The 15,759-nt window shown below is 32.1% G+C and carries 15 protein-coding genes and 1 pseudogene; 12 read left to right on the forward strand and 4 right to left on the reverse strand.

The window, feature by feature from the left end; genetic code table 11:
- Positions 1-195: 195 nt before the first annotated feature.
- Positions 196-504 carry a hypothetical protein gene (locus ACI5KZ_RS06375; protein ID WP_406847239.1) on the forward strand — a complete coding sequence of 103 codons (309 nt, stop codon included), beginning with the start codon at positions 196-198 and terminating at the stop codon, positions 502-504.
- Between the two features lie 449 nt (positions 505-953).
- Here ACI5KZ_RS06375 and xerA read toward each other — a convergent pair whose 3' ends face one another.
- Positions 954-2,081, reverse strand: coding sequence for a site-specific tyrosine recombinase/integron integrase (gene xerA, locus ACI5KZ_RS06380; RefSeq protein ID WP_109308148.1), 1,128 nt, complete (start codon positions 2,079-2,081; stop codon positions 954-956).
- A gap of 89 nt (positions 2,082-2,170) precedes the next feature.
- On the opposite strand from xerA, the gene ACI5KZ_RS06385 reads away from it, so the two are divergent.
- On the forward strand, positions 2,171-2,551 hold the full coding sequence (locus tag ACI5KZ_RS06385) for a hypothetical protein (RefSeq protein WP_109308149.1): 381 nt from the start codon (positions 2,171-2,173) through the stop codon (positions 2,549-2,551).
- A 385-nt stretch (positions 2,552-2,936) separates the two neighbouring features.
- Here ACI5KZ_RS06385 and ACI5KZ_RS06390 read toward each other — a convergent pair.
- The 3 genes and pseudogenes from ACI5KZ_RS06390 to glpK all read right to left on the reverse strand — a co-directional run.
- A pseudogene (locus tag ACI5KZ_RS06390) lies at positions 2,937-3,080 on the reverse strand (hypothetical protein); the annotation flags it as partial.
- Positions 3,081-3,170: 90 nt separating this feature from the next.
- Entirely contained in the window at positions 3,171-4,838 is a 1,668-nt protein-coding gene (locus ACI5KZ_RS06395) for an FAD-dependent oxidoreductase (protein WP_406847240.1), read from the reverse strand.
- Between the two features lie 7 nt (positions 4,839-4,845).
- Positions 4,846-6,336, reverse strand: coding sequence for a glycerol kinase GlpK (glpK, locus tag ACI5KZ_RS06400; RefSeq protein ID WP_406847241.1), 1,491 nt, complete (start codon positions 6,334-6,336; stop codon positions 4,846-4,848).
- A 192-nt stretch (positions 6,337-6,528) separates the two neighbouring features.
- Between glpK and ACI5KZ_RS06405 the strand changes: the two genes are divergently transcribed.
- The 10 genes from ACI5KZ_RS06405 to ACI5KZ_RS06450 all read left to right on the forward strand — a co-directional run bounded on the left by ACI5KZ_RS06405 (position 6,529) and on the right by ACI5KZ_RS06450 (position 15,758).
- On the forward strand, positions 6,529-7,068 hold the full coding sequence (locus ACI5KZ_RS06405) for a hypothetical protein (protein ID WP_406847242.1): 540 nt from the start codon (positions 6,529-6,531) through the stop codon (positions 7,066-7,068).
- Between the two features lie 7 nt (positions 7,069-7,075).
- On the forward strand, positions 7,076-7,879 hold the full coding sequence (locus ACI5KZ_RS06410; protein ID WP_406847243.1) for a BTAD domain-containing putative transcriptional regulator: 804 nt from the start codon (positions 7,076-7,078) through the stop codon (positions 7,877-7,879).
- Between the two features lie 108 nt (positions 7,880-7,987).
- Positions 7,988-8,260 carry a hypothetical protein gene (locus tag ACI5KZ_RS06415; RefSeq protein WP_123808322.1) on the forward strand — a complete coding sequence of 91 codons (273 nt, stop codon included), beginning with the start codon at positions 7,988-7,990 and terminating at the stop codon, positions 8,258-8,260.
- A 106-nt stretch (positions 8,261-8,366) separates the two neighbouring features.
- A complete protein-coding gene (locus tag ACI5KZ_RS06420; protein WP_406847244.1) occupies positions 8,367-9,191 on the forward strand; it encodes a hypothetical protein in 825 nt (274 codons plus the stop codon).
- Positions 9,192-9,219: 28 nt separating this feature from the next.
- Complete coding sequence (locus ACI5KZ_RS06425; protein WP_109308157.1) at positions 9,220-9,510, forward strand: hypothetical protein; 291 nt, start codon at positions 9,220-9,222, stop codon at positions 9,508-9,510.
- A 126-nt stretch (positions 9,511-9,636) separates the two neighbouring features.
- Complete coding sequence (locus ACI5KZ_RS06430) at positions 9,637-10,287, forward strand: TetR family transcriptional regulator C-terminal domain-containing protein (RefSeq protein WP_109308158.1); 651 nt, start codon at positions 9,637-9,639, stop codon at positions 10,285-10,287.
- 5 nt (positions 10,288-10,292) lie between these two features.
- Positions 10,293-11,603 (forward strand): AarF/ABC1/UbiB kinase family protein, encoded by a 1,311-nt coding sequence (locus tag ACI5KZ_RS06435; protein WP_109308159.1) that lies wholly within the window; start codon positions 10,293-10,295, stop codon positions 11,601-11,603.
- A 186-nt stretch (positions 11,604-11,789) separates the two neighbouring features.
- Positions 11,790-13,631: a WS/DGAT/MGAT family O-acyltransferase gene (locus ACI5KZ_RS06440; RefSeq protein WP_406847245.1), complete on the forward strand. Its 1,842-nt coding sequence runs from the start codon at positions 11,790-11,792 to the stop codon at positions 13,629-13,631.
- A 3-nt stretch (positions 13,632-13,634) separates the two neighbouring features.
- A complete protein-coding gene (locus tag ACI5KZ_RS06445; RefSeq protein WP_406847246.1) occupies positions 13,635-14,570 on the forward strand; it encodes an alpha/beta hydrolase in 936 nt (311 codons plus the stop codon).
- 6 nt (positions 14,571-14,576) lie between these two features.
- Positions 14,577-15,758, forward strand: coding sequence for an alpha/beta hydrolase (locus tag ACI5KZ_RS06450; protein ID WP_406847247.1), 1,182 nt, complete (start codon positions 14,577-14,579; stop codon positions 15,756-15,758).
- The last annotated feature ends 1 nt before the right edge of the window (position 15,759 follow it).

A 15,759-nucleotide genomic window follows, 5' to 3' on the forward strand; every position in this document is an offset into this window, starting at 1 on the left:
ATGTAACCATTACCTTTTGTTGCATTCCTTACCATAATTTTTTCGCCACCACAGCTAATAATTATAATAAAAAGTAAGGGTAGAAATTTTTTTTTCATTGATTTGGTCAAATGTTTTACAACGGTAAGTGTAAAGTGAGTTGCGTTTTTAGTAATCTGATTTTGCATTTACTACTAAACTTTAAAACTGGTAGTTATGAGCATTTTCAGAAGATTTAAGCAATTCATTTTACACAATGTTGGTAGGCGTTTTTCTTTTTTTTATCCTAAGTTTCATTCAGGCAATCACGTAAGCGCAGACCTTTACTCGCTTTACACATGGAATATACTTCCAAAGGAGTTTTTTGATGATGTCGAAAACAGTAAATACATGAGCGATGTTACACAGTCAATATATGTTTTAGGGGAGGTATTCAAGAAAGTAGCTGATGAGAAAGGATATTTTGAGCGAAATGCTGACTTGTTTTCTGATTTGTTTCATGCTCCAAAATCGTCTGAAGCTTAACAACGTATTCAGCGTGTCCTGTGAGTACCATTTTACCGCCAATTGCGTCGTGTATTGCTTTCGTACGTTTTAAATATTCTTCGTGTTCATTTAGCAATTTCTTTAAGTCTGCTCTTTCATTTAGTTTAGCCTTTAACTCGTCTGATAATTCATACCCGTCTTCTTCTGACTGGTTATAATCTTTAAGTCGCCTGTCTAAGTCGGACTGAATTATAGAAATATCCTTATCACTCTTTATTTCACAAACCTTGTCACCCTTACTATAATAGAACTTAAACGAAATATCACTTTCAAAACTCTGCTTATTAGCGAGTTCTTTAATTATCAGTTTTACGTAGTCAAGTGAGTGGTCGAATCGTAAATCAGAGTCGTTTATTATTTCCATGTCTTATTTTTTAATGCCTACCAACAATTGGATAAAGACAATTGTCTATATCCATCTTATAACGCTAAGATAGTAAATCTTTAATTTCCATGAACGATCTATTTGCTACATGAGTATATATTTCTGTTGTTTTAGTAGAACTATGTCCAAGCAAAAGTTGAATATGTCTAATGTCAGTACCGTTTTCTAATAAATGAGTTGCAAAACTGTGTCTTAACATGTGTGGTGTCACTCTTTTAAAAATACCTGCTTTTTTTGCGGCTACAGAAATGATGTTTAAAACGCTGGTAACACTATATTTATCTCCTTTTTGACCTTCAAAAAGATATTTACGAGGTCTATATTCTTTATAATATTGTTGAAGGTCTTTTAAAATACTTGGGCTTAATACAGAGATTCGGTCTTTATTTCCTTTAGCATTCTTAATTTTTACAACCATTCTTTTACTGTCTATATCAGTAATATTCAGGTTCAATAACTCACTCCTTCGAAGTCCAGATGAATAGAGTAAACCTACAATACATCTGTGTTTAATGTTATTGGTGTTATTAATAATTTTTATAATCTCTTCTTTAGATAAAACTTCTGGCAATTGTTTTACTTTTCTTGGTCTTTCAATGGAATAAAACCTATTTGGCATTCCATGAACAATTTCGTAAAAGAATTTTATACTATTAACTGCTAAATTTACATAAGAATTCGATTTCCCTTCCTGTATGAGCTTTTGCAAATATTTTCTAACGTCTATTTCATTTAGAGTGATTGGTTCTTCGTCATAATAATAATTAATATAAGCCTCAAAACATGCCACGTAGTTACGAACTGTGTTTTCAGAATACCTTTTAAGTTCAAGCTTTAATAAGTATTCTTCAGGACAAGGTTTAAAACCTTTTTTTGGTTTTCTGTTTCTATAACGTTCCATATTAAGTTCAGGATTATCTGCATTTATTATTTTTTCGGAAAAGAAATAATTGCCATTTACCCAAGCAACGCCATAAAACGTTTTAAAAATTAAATCTAGATTGCTTTTATTATTTGAAACGTAGAACATTGCAAATTCCTTACTCCAAGAAACATTTGGTAAGGTGTCGACTAAAGCCTCTATAACCTTATTCGTATTATATTGAAGTCCAATACATTTTTTTTGGTCGATTAGTAAATGCTTTAAAGTGATACTTTTCTGTAGTTCCATGTTTTTTTTCTAAATTTAAATGAAACAAATGATTTAATCGTATCTTATTCGAATAGGATACGTATAAAATACGCTTAATTTTAAAGCTTATGAGACTTCAAAAAGAATGTTTGTATTGTAATAAGCAATTAGTAGGTAGAACCGATAAGAAATTTTGTGACCCACAATGTAAAAGTGGTTATCATTACCAGCAAGCAAAAGAACAACCAGAACGGTTTTATAATAAAGTTGACAATCAATTGAGGCTAAACCGTAAAATTTTAAAGGAATATAATAAAGGAGGTAAGGTAACAGTAAGAGCAGAAGTTCTAAAAGCCAAAGGATTTAACCCTAATTTTTTCACACATTATTGGAAAAACAATAAAAGTGATGTTTACTTGTTTGCATATGAGTATGGATTTCTCAAAAGAGAAGAGCATCATATAGAAAAATACATACTTATAAAATGGCAAGATTATATGGGAAATTAGTTATTTCCATTTATGTCTAGAAGTTTATTTTCTGACATACGCCAAATGTCTGGAGATATTTTTCTTAATGTTTCCAAAAACAAATCTGGATTATTATCCTGCAACAATCTAATTTCGTTTGTTAAGGTTTTTTTTAAGTCTTTATTAAACTTCTTAAGTGTTTTAGCTTTTCGGTTTTGTATTTGTTTTGGGGATAAATTTTCCTTTTATAAAATTGGAAAGACAAAGTTAGGAGATGTCTGAATATTTGAATAATAGCTTAATATTTCCTTTACTGGTTTAAGAATTTTAATACTATAACGTTTCTCGAATTGATTAACTGTGAAATCAACACCATCACTTTTAAAATCATCAATAATTGCCGAAGCCTTACTTTTAAATTTAACTAAAAGCACATTTCTTTGTATATAGTTATTATGATTTTTTTAAACTCAGACCTAAGGTCATTCCATTCATTATCTTGACAGGAAAATCCTAAAGAAATAATTTTCTTTCTTCTATCTTTTGTAACACGAAGAGCAATAGGAGATGAATTATCTCTTAATCGCTAAGCTCTCTTAATTATACTTACAGTTGCCATAAATTAATTTTGGGTCGAACATAGGTCGAACAAAAGAGCTTATTCCTTATTATAAAAATGTGTGGCATCTTTTAAAAGCATGTTTAAATCGATTCTCTCTTTATTAATGCGAGTAGCATCCCAACTTAAATATTTAGTACAATCTTTTATTATTGCTTCTTTAAATTTTGAAATACTTGAAATATTAAAATACAACCTCCCTGTACGTCTTACAAAAAAATCAGCCAAACTATTGACCATTTCATGGTGTATGCCATACCATAATTCAGATCTTATTAATCGTAGTTCCGCATTTTTATTTCTAAAATCAGGCATTTTTTTTAATATCACATCTGCTTGTTTGCCATAAGTTGATGTTAAATACCAAGAAAAATAAGCATCTTCAATGCCCACTTTCTTAAGCTTTTGCTGCAATTTTTTTTGATAAGATTTTATTTCTTTCGAGGAAACTATGGTTGGAGTTGTAAGTGCAATTTTTTCAGTGTAAGACTCTTTAAATTTAGATGCTTGCTTTGTTGTCATTGTTTTAATGACTGTATCAATAACACGATGCGCCATTTTTCTATAACCCGTTAATTTTCCCCCAGCAATAGAAATTAGCCCACTATTGGAAATAAATATTTCATCTTTTCTAGATAATTCGGAAGGATCTTTTTCATCTTCATGAATTAAAGGTCTCAATCCTGCCCAATTAGATTCTACATCAGCTTTTGTTAATTGTACTTTTGGAAAGGCTTCGTTTACAGCATCAATTAAATATGTTGCATCTGCTTTAGTAGCAACTACATGTTCTAAATCGCCAAAATAATCTGTGTCTGTCGTGCCAACATAGGTTACACGTCCTCTAGGTATTGCAAAAATCATACGACCATCAGATACATCGAAATAGATGGATTGCTTCAAAGGGAATTTTTCAAAAGGAAACACTAGATGAACCCCTTTTGTAAGATGCAAATGCTTGTTGTTTCTGGAAGCATCTTTTTCGCGTAACACATCTACCCAAGGACCAGTTGCTGAAACAAAATTCCTGGAACTTATGTTTATTATTTCATCTGAATTTAGATCGATACATGCGATACTTTTAATTCGTTTTTTGGTATTATAAACGAACGTTTGCATCTCACAATAATTTAGAATTGTTGCTCCAAATTCAGCTGCTTTTTTTAGAAGTTCTATAGTAAGACGTGCATCGTCTGTTCTGTATTCAGAATAATAACCACTACCAAGAATAGTCTTGGTGTCCAATAAAGGTTCTTTTTCTAAAGTCTCTCTTTTGTTTAGCATTTTCCTTCTATCGTCACCTTCAACACTTGCTAATAAATCGTATACTTTTAATCCTATAGAAGTCATCATTTTTCCATAAGTACCACCTTCTACAAGTGGTAAAAGCATTTTTTCTGGAATGACTAAATGTGGTGCTAGCTTATGTACTATGGCACGTTCTCTTCCAGATTCTTTGACCAAACCAATTTCCAATTGTTTTAAATAACGCAAGCCACCATGAATCAATTTGGTGGATTTATTGCTAGTTCCTGAAGCAAAATCATTCTTTTCAATTAAACAGGTTTTCATACCACGAGACGCTGCATCTAATGCAATACCTGCACCAGTTACACCACCTCCTATAATAACTAGGTCGAATTTTTGGGAAGTAAGTGTTTTAATCTGATCTGCTCTATTAAGTATAGAAAAAGGTTTAATCTTCATTAAATGGTTAAGTTTCATTAATTGTTTTGGTTCTTTTTATAGCATCTAACCAACCTGTATATTTTTCCGTTCTAGTTTTTACATCCATTTTTGGTGTAAATATTTGGTCCACTTCCCGAATAGATGCTATGTCTTGTTTTGTCCAGACACCAGCTTTTAATCCAGCAAGCATGGCGGCTCCTAAAGCAGTAATTTCTATCATTTTTGGTCTATCAACAGGTACATTTAAAAGGTCTGATTGAAATTGCATCAGGTAATTGTTAGCACTTGCTCCACCATCGACTTTTAAAGCGTTAAGAGGTTTTCCACTATCTTCTTCCATAGCCTTTATAACATCTTTGGTTTGGTACGCTAATGATTCTAGTGTGGCCTTAATAATTTCGTTTTTACCAATATCTAGCGTAATACCATAAATGGCGCCTTTAGCGTTTGCATCCCAGTAAGGAGCTCCAAGTCCAGAGAAAGCAGGAACTACATATAAATCTTTTAATGGTGGAATGCTATTGCAAATGTACTCGGTGTCTTTTGCTTCTTCAATTAACAACATTTTATCACGCAACCATTGTATGGACGCGCCACCTATAAAAATACTGCCTTCTAAAGCATAGTTTTTTGTTTGGTCTGGTAAGCTACAAGCTAGGGTTGTGATTAATCCATTTTTAGAGGATACATAATCTTTTCCATTATTTAAAAGTAAAAAACATCCTGTGCCATAAGTGTTTTTTGCTATGCCTTCTATAGATCCTCCTTGCCCAAATAAAGCAGCTTGCTGGTCTCCAGAAACACCACAAATGGGAATATTTGTATCTTGATATGCTACATATCCAAAATCGGAGGATGAGGTTTTTACTTCAGGCAACATCGATTTTGGAATATCTAAGGCTGTAAGTAAAGTATCGTCCCATTTCAAGTCTTTTATGTTGTACAACATAGTTCGAGACGCATTGGTATGATCTGTATAATGGTTTTTCCCATTAGTGAATTTATAAATCAACCAACTATCAATAGTTCCAAACAGAAGCTTTCCAGCGTCGGCTTTGTCTCTTGCATCTTTCACATGATCTAAAATCCACTTTAATTTGGTGCCAGAAAAATAGGCATCAATGACCAGTCCTGTATGCTCACGAACATAGGTGCCTAAGCCATCATTTTTTAAGGTCTTACAAATATCTTTGGTACGATTATCTAACCAAACAATAGCGTTGTAAACAGGCTCTCCTGTATCTTTATCCCAAACCACAGTTGTTTCTCTCTGATTTGTAATCCCAATAGCAGCAATATCTTTTGGGTGAATTCCAGTTTCATTTAGAACCTTTTTGAACGTTTCTTTTTGATCCAGATAGATTTGATTTGGGTCATGCTCTACCCAACCAGATTCTGGATAGTATTGTGTTAATTCTTTTTGAGAAATTCCCTGGATAACACCTTGCATATCAAAAATGATGGTCCTTGTGCTTGTGGTACCTTGATCGAAAGCAATGACATATTTTTTGTTCATATAGTTTCTTTTGAAAATACCTAGTAGTTTTGATTACTGAAAAGGTTAAAACATAAAGAACTGAAAATATTTTCAAAATAGTAAGTTTTCAAAGAAAACTATTTTTAAATCTATTCAATGTATTGTTCTGTGTTATGAGTGCTTATTATCAAAAAAGATTTGTAATTTGTCTCCGATTTAAACATTCAGATTATGGCTAAGAAAGCAGATCAAACAGCATCTTTTATGGTTCGATTTAACCAAATTATTTTTGAAGAAGATGGTGAGTCTAAGGTGCAATGGCGAGGAAAAGTATCGCATGTACAAGGAGGAGATGATAAAAGTTTTTCAGATTTTAAAGATGCCGTCGTTTTTATTCAAGAAAAACTGGGAGATTTAACCATGGAAGCTACTAAAGATAAATCGCCAGAAATACAAGATTCCCTACTTAGAAAGAGTTTTTCATTATGGAAAACAATGGCTAAAGAAGGTCCTAAAGTCATTATGGAAACCATTAAAGACCCTAGAAAACAAGTGGCAAATCTCCAAGATCAAATAAGTTATTTAGGAGAGGATTTAAAAGATAAAGTACAAATTGACCAATGGCGAAATGCATCTAGGTCGGATTTTAATACGATTAAAGAGTCCATTAGCTCTTTGGCAGATGAAATAAAAAAACTAAACGCTAAAGTAGATGCCATGAGTAAACCAGTTAAAGCAACAAAAACAACTCGTACTACTAAAAAGAAGTAAGCCCTAAATGAATCATCCAAAAGATAAACTGCAAGAATTAAAACAGTTTCAGGAAGAAGCGAGTATTCGTATTCAAACCTTGGGGCAGTTTCATTTGTGGCGAAACAATGAGAAAGTCGATTCAAAGCAATGGGGAAGAGATAAAACCATACAATTATTACAGTATTTAATTTCTAATAGGCAACGGCATGCACTTCATAAAGAAAAAATCATGGATCATCTTTGGGAAGAAGGTAACGATCGGGATTTTAAAGTTGCCATGCATGGTGTGAATAAAGTATTAGAACCTGAAAGACTATCAAGAACAGAACCTAGTTTTGTAATTAGACAAGGTGTGAGTTATCAGTTAGATTTGAACAAAGTTTGGATTGATGCTGAGGCTTTAGAACAATATATTATTATTGGAAATGAAGCTCTAGGAGAAGACCAAGCCATTTCTAAACAAGCTTATAAATCCGCTATTACTTTATATCAAGGTGTGTATTTGCCTAATCGTATTTTTGAAGATTGGTCGTCTGAAGAACGAGAAAAAATACAAGTCCTCATATTAGGAGCTTATGTTATTCTTGCAGAAATTCTACTTCAAGAAAACCCGTTAGAAAGTATCCGGCTAGCGCAATGTGCTATTGCTATTGATAACACTTGGGAAGACGCTTATAGGTTACAAATGCAAGCTTATATTATAAAAGGCAATAGGCCACAAGCCATAAAAGCCTATCAAAAATGTGCCGATGTTTTAGATCAAGAATATGGTATCGATCCACTTCCTGCTACTAAAAATCTACTTCAAGAGATTGAAAATATTTCATAATATTTAGCCTCAATTTTCAGCTTCAATTTATTTTGCAACTCATTTGTAACTGCTTGATTGTACGTTTGCACTATAAATTTAGAAACAACACTTGAACACAATTATATTATGGCAACAAAAACTAAAAAAACGCAAGCAACACTTATAGATACAACTGCAAAGAAAGTATTAGGATTAACAGTTAAAGCAAATGATCTAGCCTTAAACACAACCGAAAAGGTAGCCTTAAAATCTATTGAGTTAACTGAAAAAAGCTTAGGATTCTCTAATAAAGTTTTGAAAAAAGGTTTAAAAGCTTCAGCTAAAAATCAAGATATTGTATTTAATACTTTAGATACAGTAAAAGGAAAAGTAGTAAAATTTATTCCAAAATTTAAGTAATTTTTAAAAATTAAAGGGACTCGTACTCAAGTGCAACTCATTTGTAACTCACTGATTGTATGTTTGTACCAGAATTAAAATTATAATACAATAACAACAATATATTATGGCAACTAAAACAAAAAAAGCAACAAAAAAAGGTACGAAGCCAAGTGTTGCAAAAAAAGTAAATACAAGTTTAATCAATGCATCTATGGCTGCAATTAGTACAACTGTAGAAAATGGTGAGAAATGGCAAAAATTAGCATCTAAGTTAATTAAGAAATCTGAAAAAGTAAGAGAGCAACAAATCAATATGGTTTTTGATACAGCCGAAACTGTTAAAGGTCAGTTTGTAACAGGAACAGATAGAATGAAAGTTTTGGTAGGTTACGATGCTGAATTAGTTGAAAAAGCTAAAAACATGGCAATTAACAATCCTGTAAGCAAAAAAGTAGTTGGAATAGTAGAAGATATTACAGAAAAAGTATCTGAAAACCCAATGGTTCAAAAAGCCGAAAAGACTACAGAAGATATTAAAACTAAAGGAATCGCAAAATTTAATGAATTAAAAGCAGATGTATTAGAGCAAGCTTCAAAAATCATTCATAAAGGTGAAGCTATAATCGAAGATGCTAAAACTACGCCAAAAGCTAAGGTGGTAGTAAAAAAAGCCCCTAAAAAAACAGCAGTAAAGAAAACAGTAACAACAAAATCTAAAGCAACTAAAGTAGTAGCAAAGGCAGCGCCAAAAAAAGCTGTTGCTAAGAAAGCAACAACTTCTAAGGTTGCTAAAAAAGCGACTCCAAAAGCAAAAACTACTGTAGCAAAAAAAACAACAGCAGTAAAAGCAACTAAAGCCGCTAAAGCAACTGTAGCTCCTAAAGCAACTACAGCTAAAACTGAAACTGTAGCTAAAGTAGCTGAGGTAAAAGCTGATGTAGTAAAATAATTAGATTTAACGTATAATATAATTTAATATGGGTACAAAAAAAACAATGCTAGATTCGCCAAAGAAAATGGCAATTAAAGCTCTAGATAAAACAAAAAGCACATTAAAATCTGCAAATGGTTATGCGCTTCATACAACAGAAGAAGTTGTTACAGAAGGCATCGTAGTTGCAGAACAATGGCAAACAGTTGCTAACATTGCATTAAAAGATAGTTTAAAGCTAGCAGCAACACAACAAGAGATTGTTTTTGACACCTTAACAGGAATAAAAAAACATGTATTGCTAAGTAAAAAAAGGTTTACGAAGCTTATAGCGTAGTAAAAGTTTTTTGATTATTATTAAGTTGGTTAGTTGAACCAAGCTACATTGTAGCTTGGTTTTTTTATTTTGTACTTATTAAGTTTAAGCCAAAACGTTTTGTATTTTAGGACAAATATTTTGAAAGTGACAAAGAAAAAAAACATATCAGCTTCAGAAATTATAACGTTTTATATGGATTACGTGATAGAACATCATGGTAAACCAGAGTCTATTGAAGACTTTTCTCAACTTCACCATTTTGACGATTCCATATTTTACACACATTTTACGTCGTTTAAAGATTTAGAGAAAACAATTTTTAATGCTCTTTTTGAAAATTCGTTAGTCATCTTAAAACAAAGTCCAGAATATCCGAGTTTTGGCAAGAAGGATAAATTATTGAGTCTGTATTATACGTTTTTTGAAAACCTTTCGCTGAATCGAGAGTATATAGAAATGACTTTAAAAGGCTTTGAAAACCAACTAAAAGCACTTGCTGTTTTTTCAAAATTAAAGCGTAGTTTCTCTGCTTTTATTGATGAATTAGATTTAGACACTTTTAATTTAAATGTAGATAGTATTGAAACTATTCAAAAAAAAACCATTAAAGAATCTGCATGGATACAGCTTTTATTAACCATGAAATTTTGGCTAGATGATACTTCTGAAGCTTTTGAAAAAACAGATATTTTTATTGAAAAATCTTTAAATACAAGTTTCGAATTACTAGACACTAAGACCTTGCATAATATTATAGATCTGGCAAAGTTTTTATATAATGAGAAAGTGAAATAACAGTTATGAAAACACTAAAAAACATACCAATTTCTAAAATACAACGGGCTTCTAAACTTGTGCAAACAGGAGCAAAAGTTGGTGTGAATTATTTAAAATATTATGGCGATAAAATGGTGAATCCGGAAACAGATGCCAAAGGTAGATTGGACGAATCTAATGCCACAGATATTTACGATAGCTTAAAAGATTTAAAAGGCTCAGCTTTAAAATTAGCGCAAATGCTAAGCATGGAAAAAAATATTTTACCCCAAGCTTATGTAGAAAAATTTTCATTATCGCAATTTTCTGTACCACCATTATCTGCTCCATTGGTAATCAAGACATTTAAAAAATCTTTTGGTAAATTCCCAAATGAGATATTTGACACGTTTCATTCCGAAGCAAAAAATGCAGCTAGTATAGGGCAGGTACATCGTGCAAGTCTTAATGGAAAACAACTGGCAGTAAAAATTCAATACCCAGGTGTTGCCGACAGTATTTTATCAGATTTGGCCATGGTTAAACCCATTGCTATGAAAATGTTCAATATTAAAGGCGAACATTCTGATGTGTATTTTAAAGAGGTTGAAAGCAAGTTACTAGAAGAGACAAATTACATTCTTGAGATTGAACAAAGCCAAGAAGTTGTTGCGTCTTGTTCGCATATTCCTAATTTGTTATTTCCAACCTATTATGCAGATTTAAGTTCTGAACAAATTATAACTATGGATTGGATGGAGGGTATTCATCTTTCAGAATTTTCAAAAATAAATACAAATCAAGAGCTGGCAAATACTTTAGGACAAGTATTATGGGATTTTTATTTGTATCAAATCCATGTCCTTAAAAAAGTACATGCAGATCCGCATCCAGGAAATTTTTTAGTATCTGAACAAGGGCAATTAATTGCACTAGATTTTGGTTGCATGAAAATTATTCCTGAAGATTTTTACGAACCTTATTTCGAATTGTTTGATATAAATGTTTTAGATGATTCTAAATTGTTTCACCATAAATTATTAGAATTAGAAATCTTAAGGGAAGACGATACGAAAGAAGAAATCGCATTTTTTACTCATATGTTTCATGATGTTTTAAGTTTTTTTACACAACCTTTTCGTGAAGAAACATTCGATTTTTCAGATCCAGATTTTTTTGAAAAAATAGCAGCCATAGGCGAACGTTATTTTAAAAGTACTAGAACAAGTAACATGAATGCCAATCGAGGTTCTCGACATTTTATCTATATGAACAGAACGTTTTTTGGTTTATTTAATTTGATGTTCGATTTACAAGCTAAGAATATAAAAATAGAGAATTATAAACTCTTATAAATAGGTGTTTTAAACGAGATTGTTTCACAGTAAATTTAAAATACTATGCACGCATAGTATTTATAGAAATGTTGTATCTTGCGAAAGCTTGAAAAAGGAGACCTATGTTTTGAAAAAAATGATTATTTTTCAAAAGAAAGATGAAAAGCACCAAGTATTAAAAGAACAGATTAACACAATCAATTAATGGCAAAGAAAATAGATTTAAAGGATATTGTTCAGGATGCATTTGACGCTTCAATCCAACAGATTTCAGGCTACGATGCGGCCTTTTTATATGCAGAATCTCCTACGAGTCCTATGCATGTTGCTACTTTGAACATTGTAGAAGGCTCCTTGAAATTTGAAGACTTTAAAGAAATTATTGCATCAAAACTTCATTTAATTCCAAAATTTAGACAACGGTTACTTAGTGTGCCAATGAATTTGGATTACCCGTATTGGGTAGACGATCCAAATTTCGATTTAGACTTGCATTTAAATCGCATGAAATTACCAGATCCTTCAAACTGGAAAACATTAAGAGATTTAACGTCTACCTTATTTAGCTCGCCTTTAGATTTACGAAGACCTTTATGGTCGGTTCATTTTATAGAAGGCATAGACGAAATAGCACAAGTGCCAAAAGGCTCTGTTGCTATTGTTACTAAAGTCCATCATGTAATGATTGATGGAAGTTCTGGTGTTGGCCTCTTAGGAGTTTTATATGATAATGATGCAGACGGGAAACAAAAAAAGCGTTCTAAGCCAAAAGCGTTTAATCCAGAGCCATTACCAGATGAGTTAAGCTTATTACTGAAAAGTGGTTATGGTTTTTTAAAGAATCCCTTTAAAATTCCAAAGACAGTAAGTGAAACCGTTTATAGTTTTATAAAAAGTAAAGCTGCTAGCAAATTAAGTATTCAAAAAGAATTTAGTTCAACAAAATTTCCTGTACCAATAACTATTTTTAACGGATCAATATCTGCAAAAAGAACTTGGGGAACTGCTATTTTATCTTTCGACCGTATTAACTCACTTAGAAAAGTTGTTGGAGGAAGTATTAACGATATTATTCTTGTAATTTGTGCAGGAGCTATTCGTCGTTATTTAGCTGAAAAAGAAAAATTGCCTTTACATCCTTTGGTGGCAAATGTGCCCATTTCAATTAGAACAGAAAATAGTTCAGAATTGAATAATCAAATTGCTAATATGATGATTCAGTTAGCAACACATATCGAAGACCCTTTAGAACGATTAGAATATATCCAGGAACAAACCATGTTAGGGAAATCGAGACACAATACTTTGGGAGCAAAAACCTTAGCTAAAATGGCAGATGTTGTACCTTTTGGTTTAGCAAATTTAGCAGCTGGTTTATATAGTAAATACAACATTAAAGATTTGCACAGACCACCTTTTAATGTCACCATAACCAACGTACCAGGACCAAGAGGCTTATTGTATTTAAATGGTCATAAAGTGGTTTCTATTTTTGGTTTAACCCCTGTTGTAGATGGTTTCGGTCTAATAATTGCAGCTTTTAGTTATAATGGTCAAGTAAGTATAACCACAACATCAGATGCTAAAACAATGCCAGATGCAGATGTGTTTTCAAGATATATTAGAGAATCTGCAAACGAGTTAGAAGAGGTCATTAATAATCTTGGTAAAAGTAAAACGTCCAAGAAAGCAGTAACAAAAATTAAAAGTAAAAGCACACTCTTTTTTACAGCCTTAAAAAAATACTTAAAAGCCAATCAAAAAGACCTTAAAGGTTATAAAGGAATTTATCAAATTCAAGTAGGTTTAGGAGATACAACTGTTGGTTGGGAAATAGATTTAACAAAAGATACTGCAACAGTTAAGAAAAAGAAAAACTTAAATCCAAAACTATTGGTAGAAATTGAAGACGAAAATCTATATGCATTATATAAAGGCAAGTTGTTAATCGACGAATTAAAAATTCAAGGACGAATAAAAATAACAGGGACTGCAGCAAGTAAAACAAAATTCATAAAATTACTGACAGCATTTATAGAACGATAAAGAATGCACTATAAAACACACATATTAAAATCTACAGATGGCGAATCCATTTGTTATTATAAATGGGATGCTAACCCAAACAAACCTTTTAAAGGTTTAGTACAAATTGCACATGGATTAGGAGAGCACGCTGGCAGATACGATAATATGGCACACCTTTTACAAGCTGAAGGCTATTCGGTTTACGCCAACGACCATCGAGCTCATGGTAAAACAGCCGAAATAAAACAGTTATTTGGATATTATGATGGCAAAGAATATTTTGATGATTGTGTGGAAGATATGCATTTGTTGTCTGAACTGATGAAGTCTGAACATCCAAAATCAAAATTTATTTTGTTTGGACATAGTATGGGGTCTCTTTTTAGCCGAAAGTATGTCACTAAATATGGAAAAGAATTAGATGCATTAATCTTATCTGGAACAGCAAGTTTTATAAAAGGTTTAGGGAATATTGGTCTAGTTACAGCAACCACAGTTACGGCTTTTCGTGGAAGATCTCGAGGGAATGAATTTTTAAAATCTTTCTTTTTTGGCGAATTCAATAAAAAATTTAAACCCAATAGAACAAAATTCGATTGGATAAGTAGCGATGAAAAGCAAGTAGATCTTTATGCTGAAGACCCTTACCGAATCGAAGATTTTTCACTTGGAGTGTTTTTAGATATTATCAAGAATTCTAAAAAGTTGAACAAGCCCGAAGCCTTTGCTGCCACACCACAAGATTTACCAATCCTCATGTTTTCAGGAGATAAAGATCCAGTTGGTGAAATGGGTAAAGGTGTTAAACGTGTTGCAAAGCAATATGAAAATCAAGGGATGAATGATTTTACATTTAATTTATATGAAGGAGGAAGACACGAAATGTTAAACGAAACGAATGCTGAATCTGTTAAACAAGAGATTATAAGTTGGTTAAATGCACGTACAAAAGGTTAAAAAAACATGGAAGAAACTCAAATTTTATATCGAATTTTCTCGCGTTTAGCAGTTGCTTTAGGTGTTTTAAATGGCTTGACATTAAAAGAGGCTAAAAAACTGGTACGTCAACAAATAAAAGACCACCCATTTGAAAAAGAAATAAAAGTGCTTATAAATGCCGTTGATAAAGATGAACACGAAAACATAGAACAACTTTTAGATAAAACTATTTTAGTTTGCGAAGAATTAGGCTCGAATCGTAATTATATAACCTTAGAAACTATTTTAGAACAAATTGCAGCAACTATCTCTAACGGACACAATCAAGAGGAATATAAATACACTAATTCTATTGTTGAACGTTTTAAAAAGGAGATTACGCTTATTAATAAAAAAATTCCATTGCCACCATTGTTTAATATGTTTATGGAAACAAGATCATTATTAGAGTGGTCTTCTATTTATTGTTTTTATCCATTTATTCCAAAACGTATTAAAGGTAACGGAAAACCTGTATTGTTAATTCCGCCTTATTTAGGAGATGATTTCTCAACTTCATTTGTTAGAAAATACCTTCAATCCTTGGGGTTTACAACCTATAAATGGGAGCTTGGTTTTAATATGGTAAAAGCGCATTATATTCCAAGATTAGAAGAGAAATTACACGACATTTATCAACAACATCAAGAAAAAGTAAGTATCGTAGGTTGGAGTGGTGGAGGTATTTTTGCTAAAATAATTGCAAACAGACATCCAGATCAGGTGGAGCAAATTTTAACGATTGGCTCTCCTATTTGGGGAGTTATGGATATGAAAACACCTGTTTATGGTTTGCTAGAATTCTTTAGAGGAAAATCTTTAAAAGAACGTAACGAACGATTTTTAGCAGAACTAGAACCCATTCCAAATGTTCCAGTAACTTGTATTTACACTAAAACCGATGGTCTAGTACCATGGAAACACTGTGTTGAAGCTGCAACTTCTAGAAAGAACATAAAAAATATTGAAGTATTTGGAAGTCATTCAGGCATGGGAGCCAATGTAAGTGTCTTATTAGTCACAGCCAATATGTTGAGTGCCAATATACAAGGTAAAAAAATAAGAGATGTGGGTTCCAATATTGAACGTTTTTTGTATCCAAATTTTTGGAATAAAGCACGTAAAGCTTTCAAAACAAAAAAGCCAATTGTACAAGTTATAAAATAAC

It is taken from the genome of Xanthomarina sp. GH4-25 (genome assembly GCF_045363175.1).
Lineage (GTDB): Bacteria > Bacteroidota > Bacteroidia > Flavobacteriales > Flavobacteriaceae > Xanthomarina.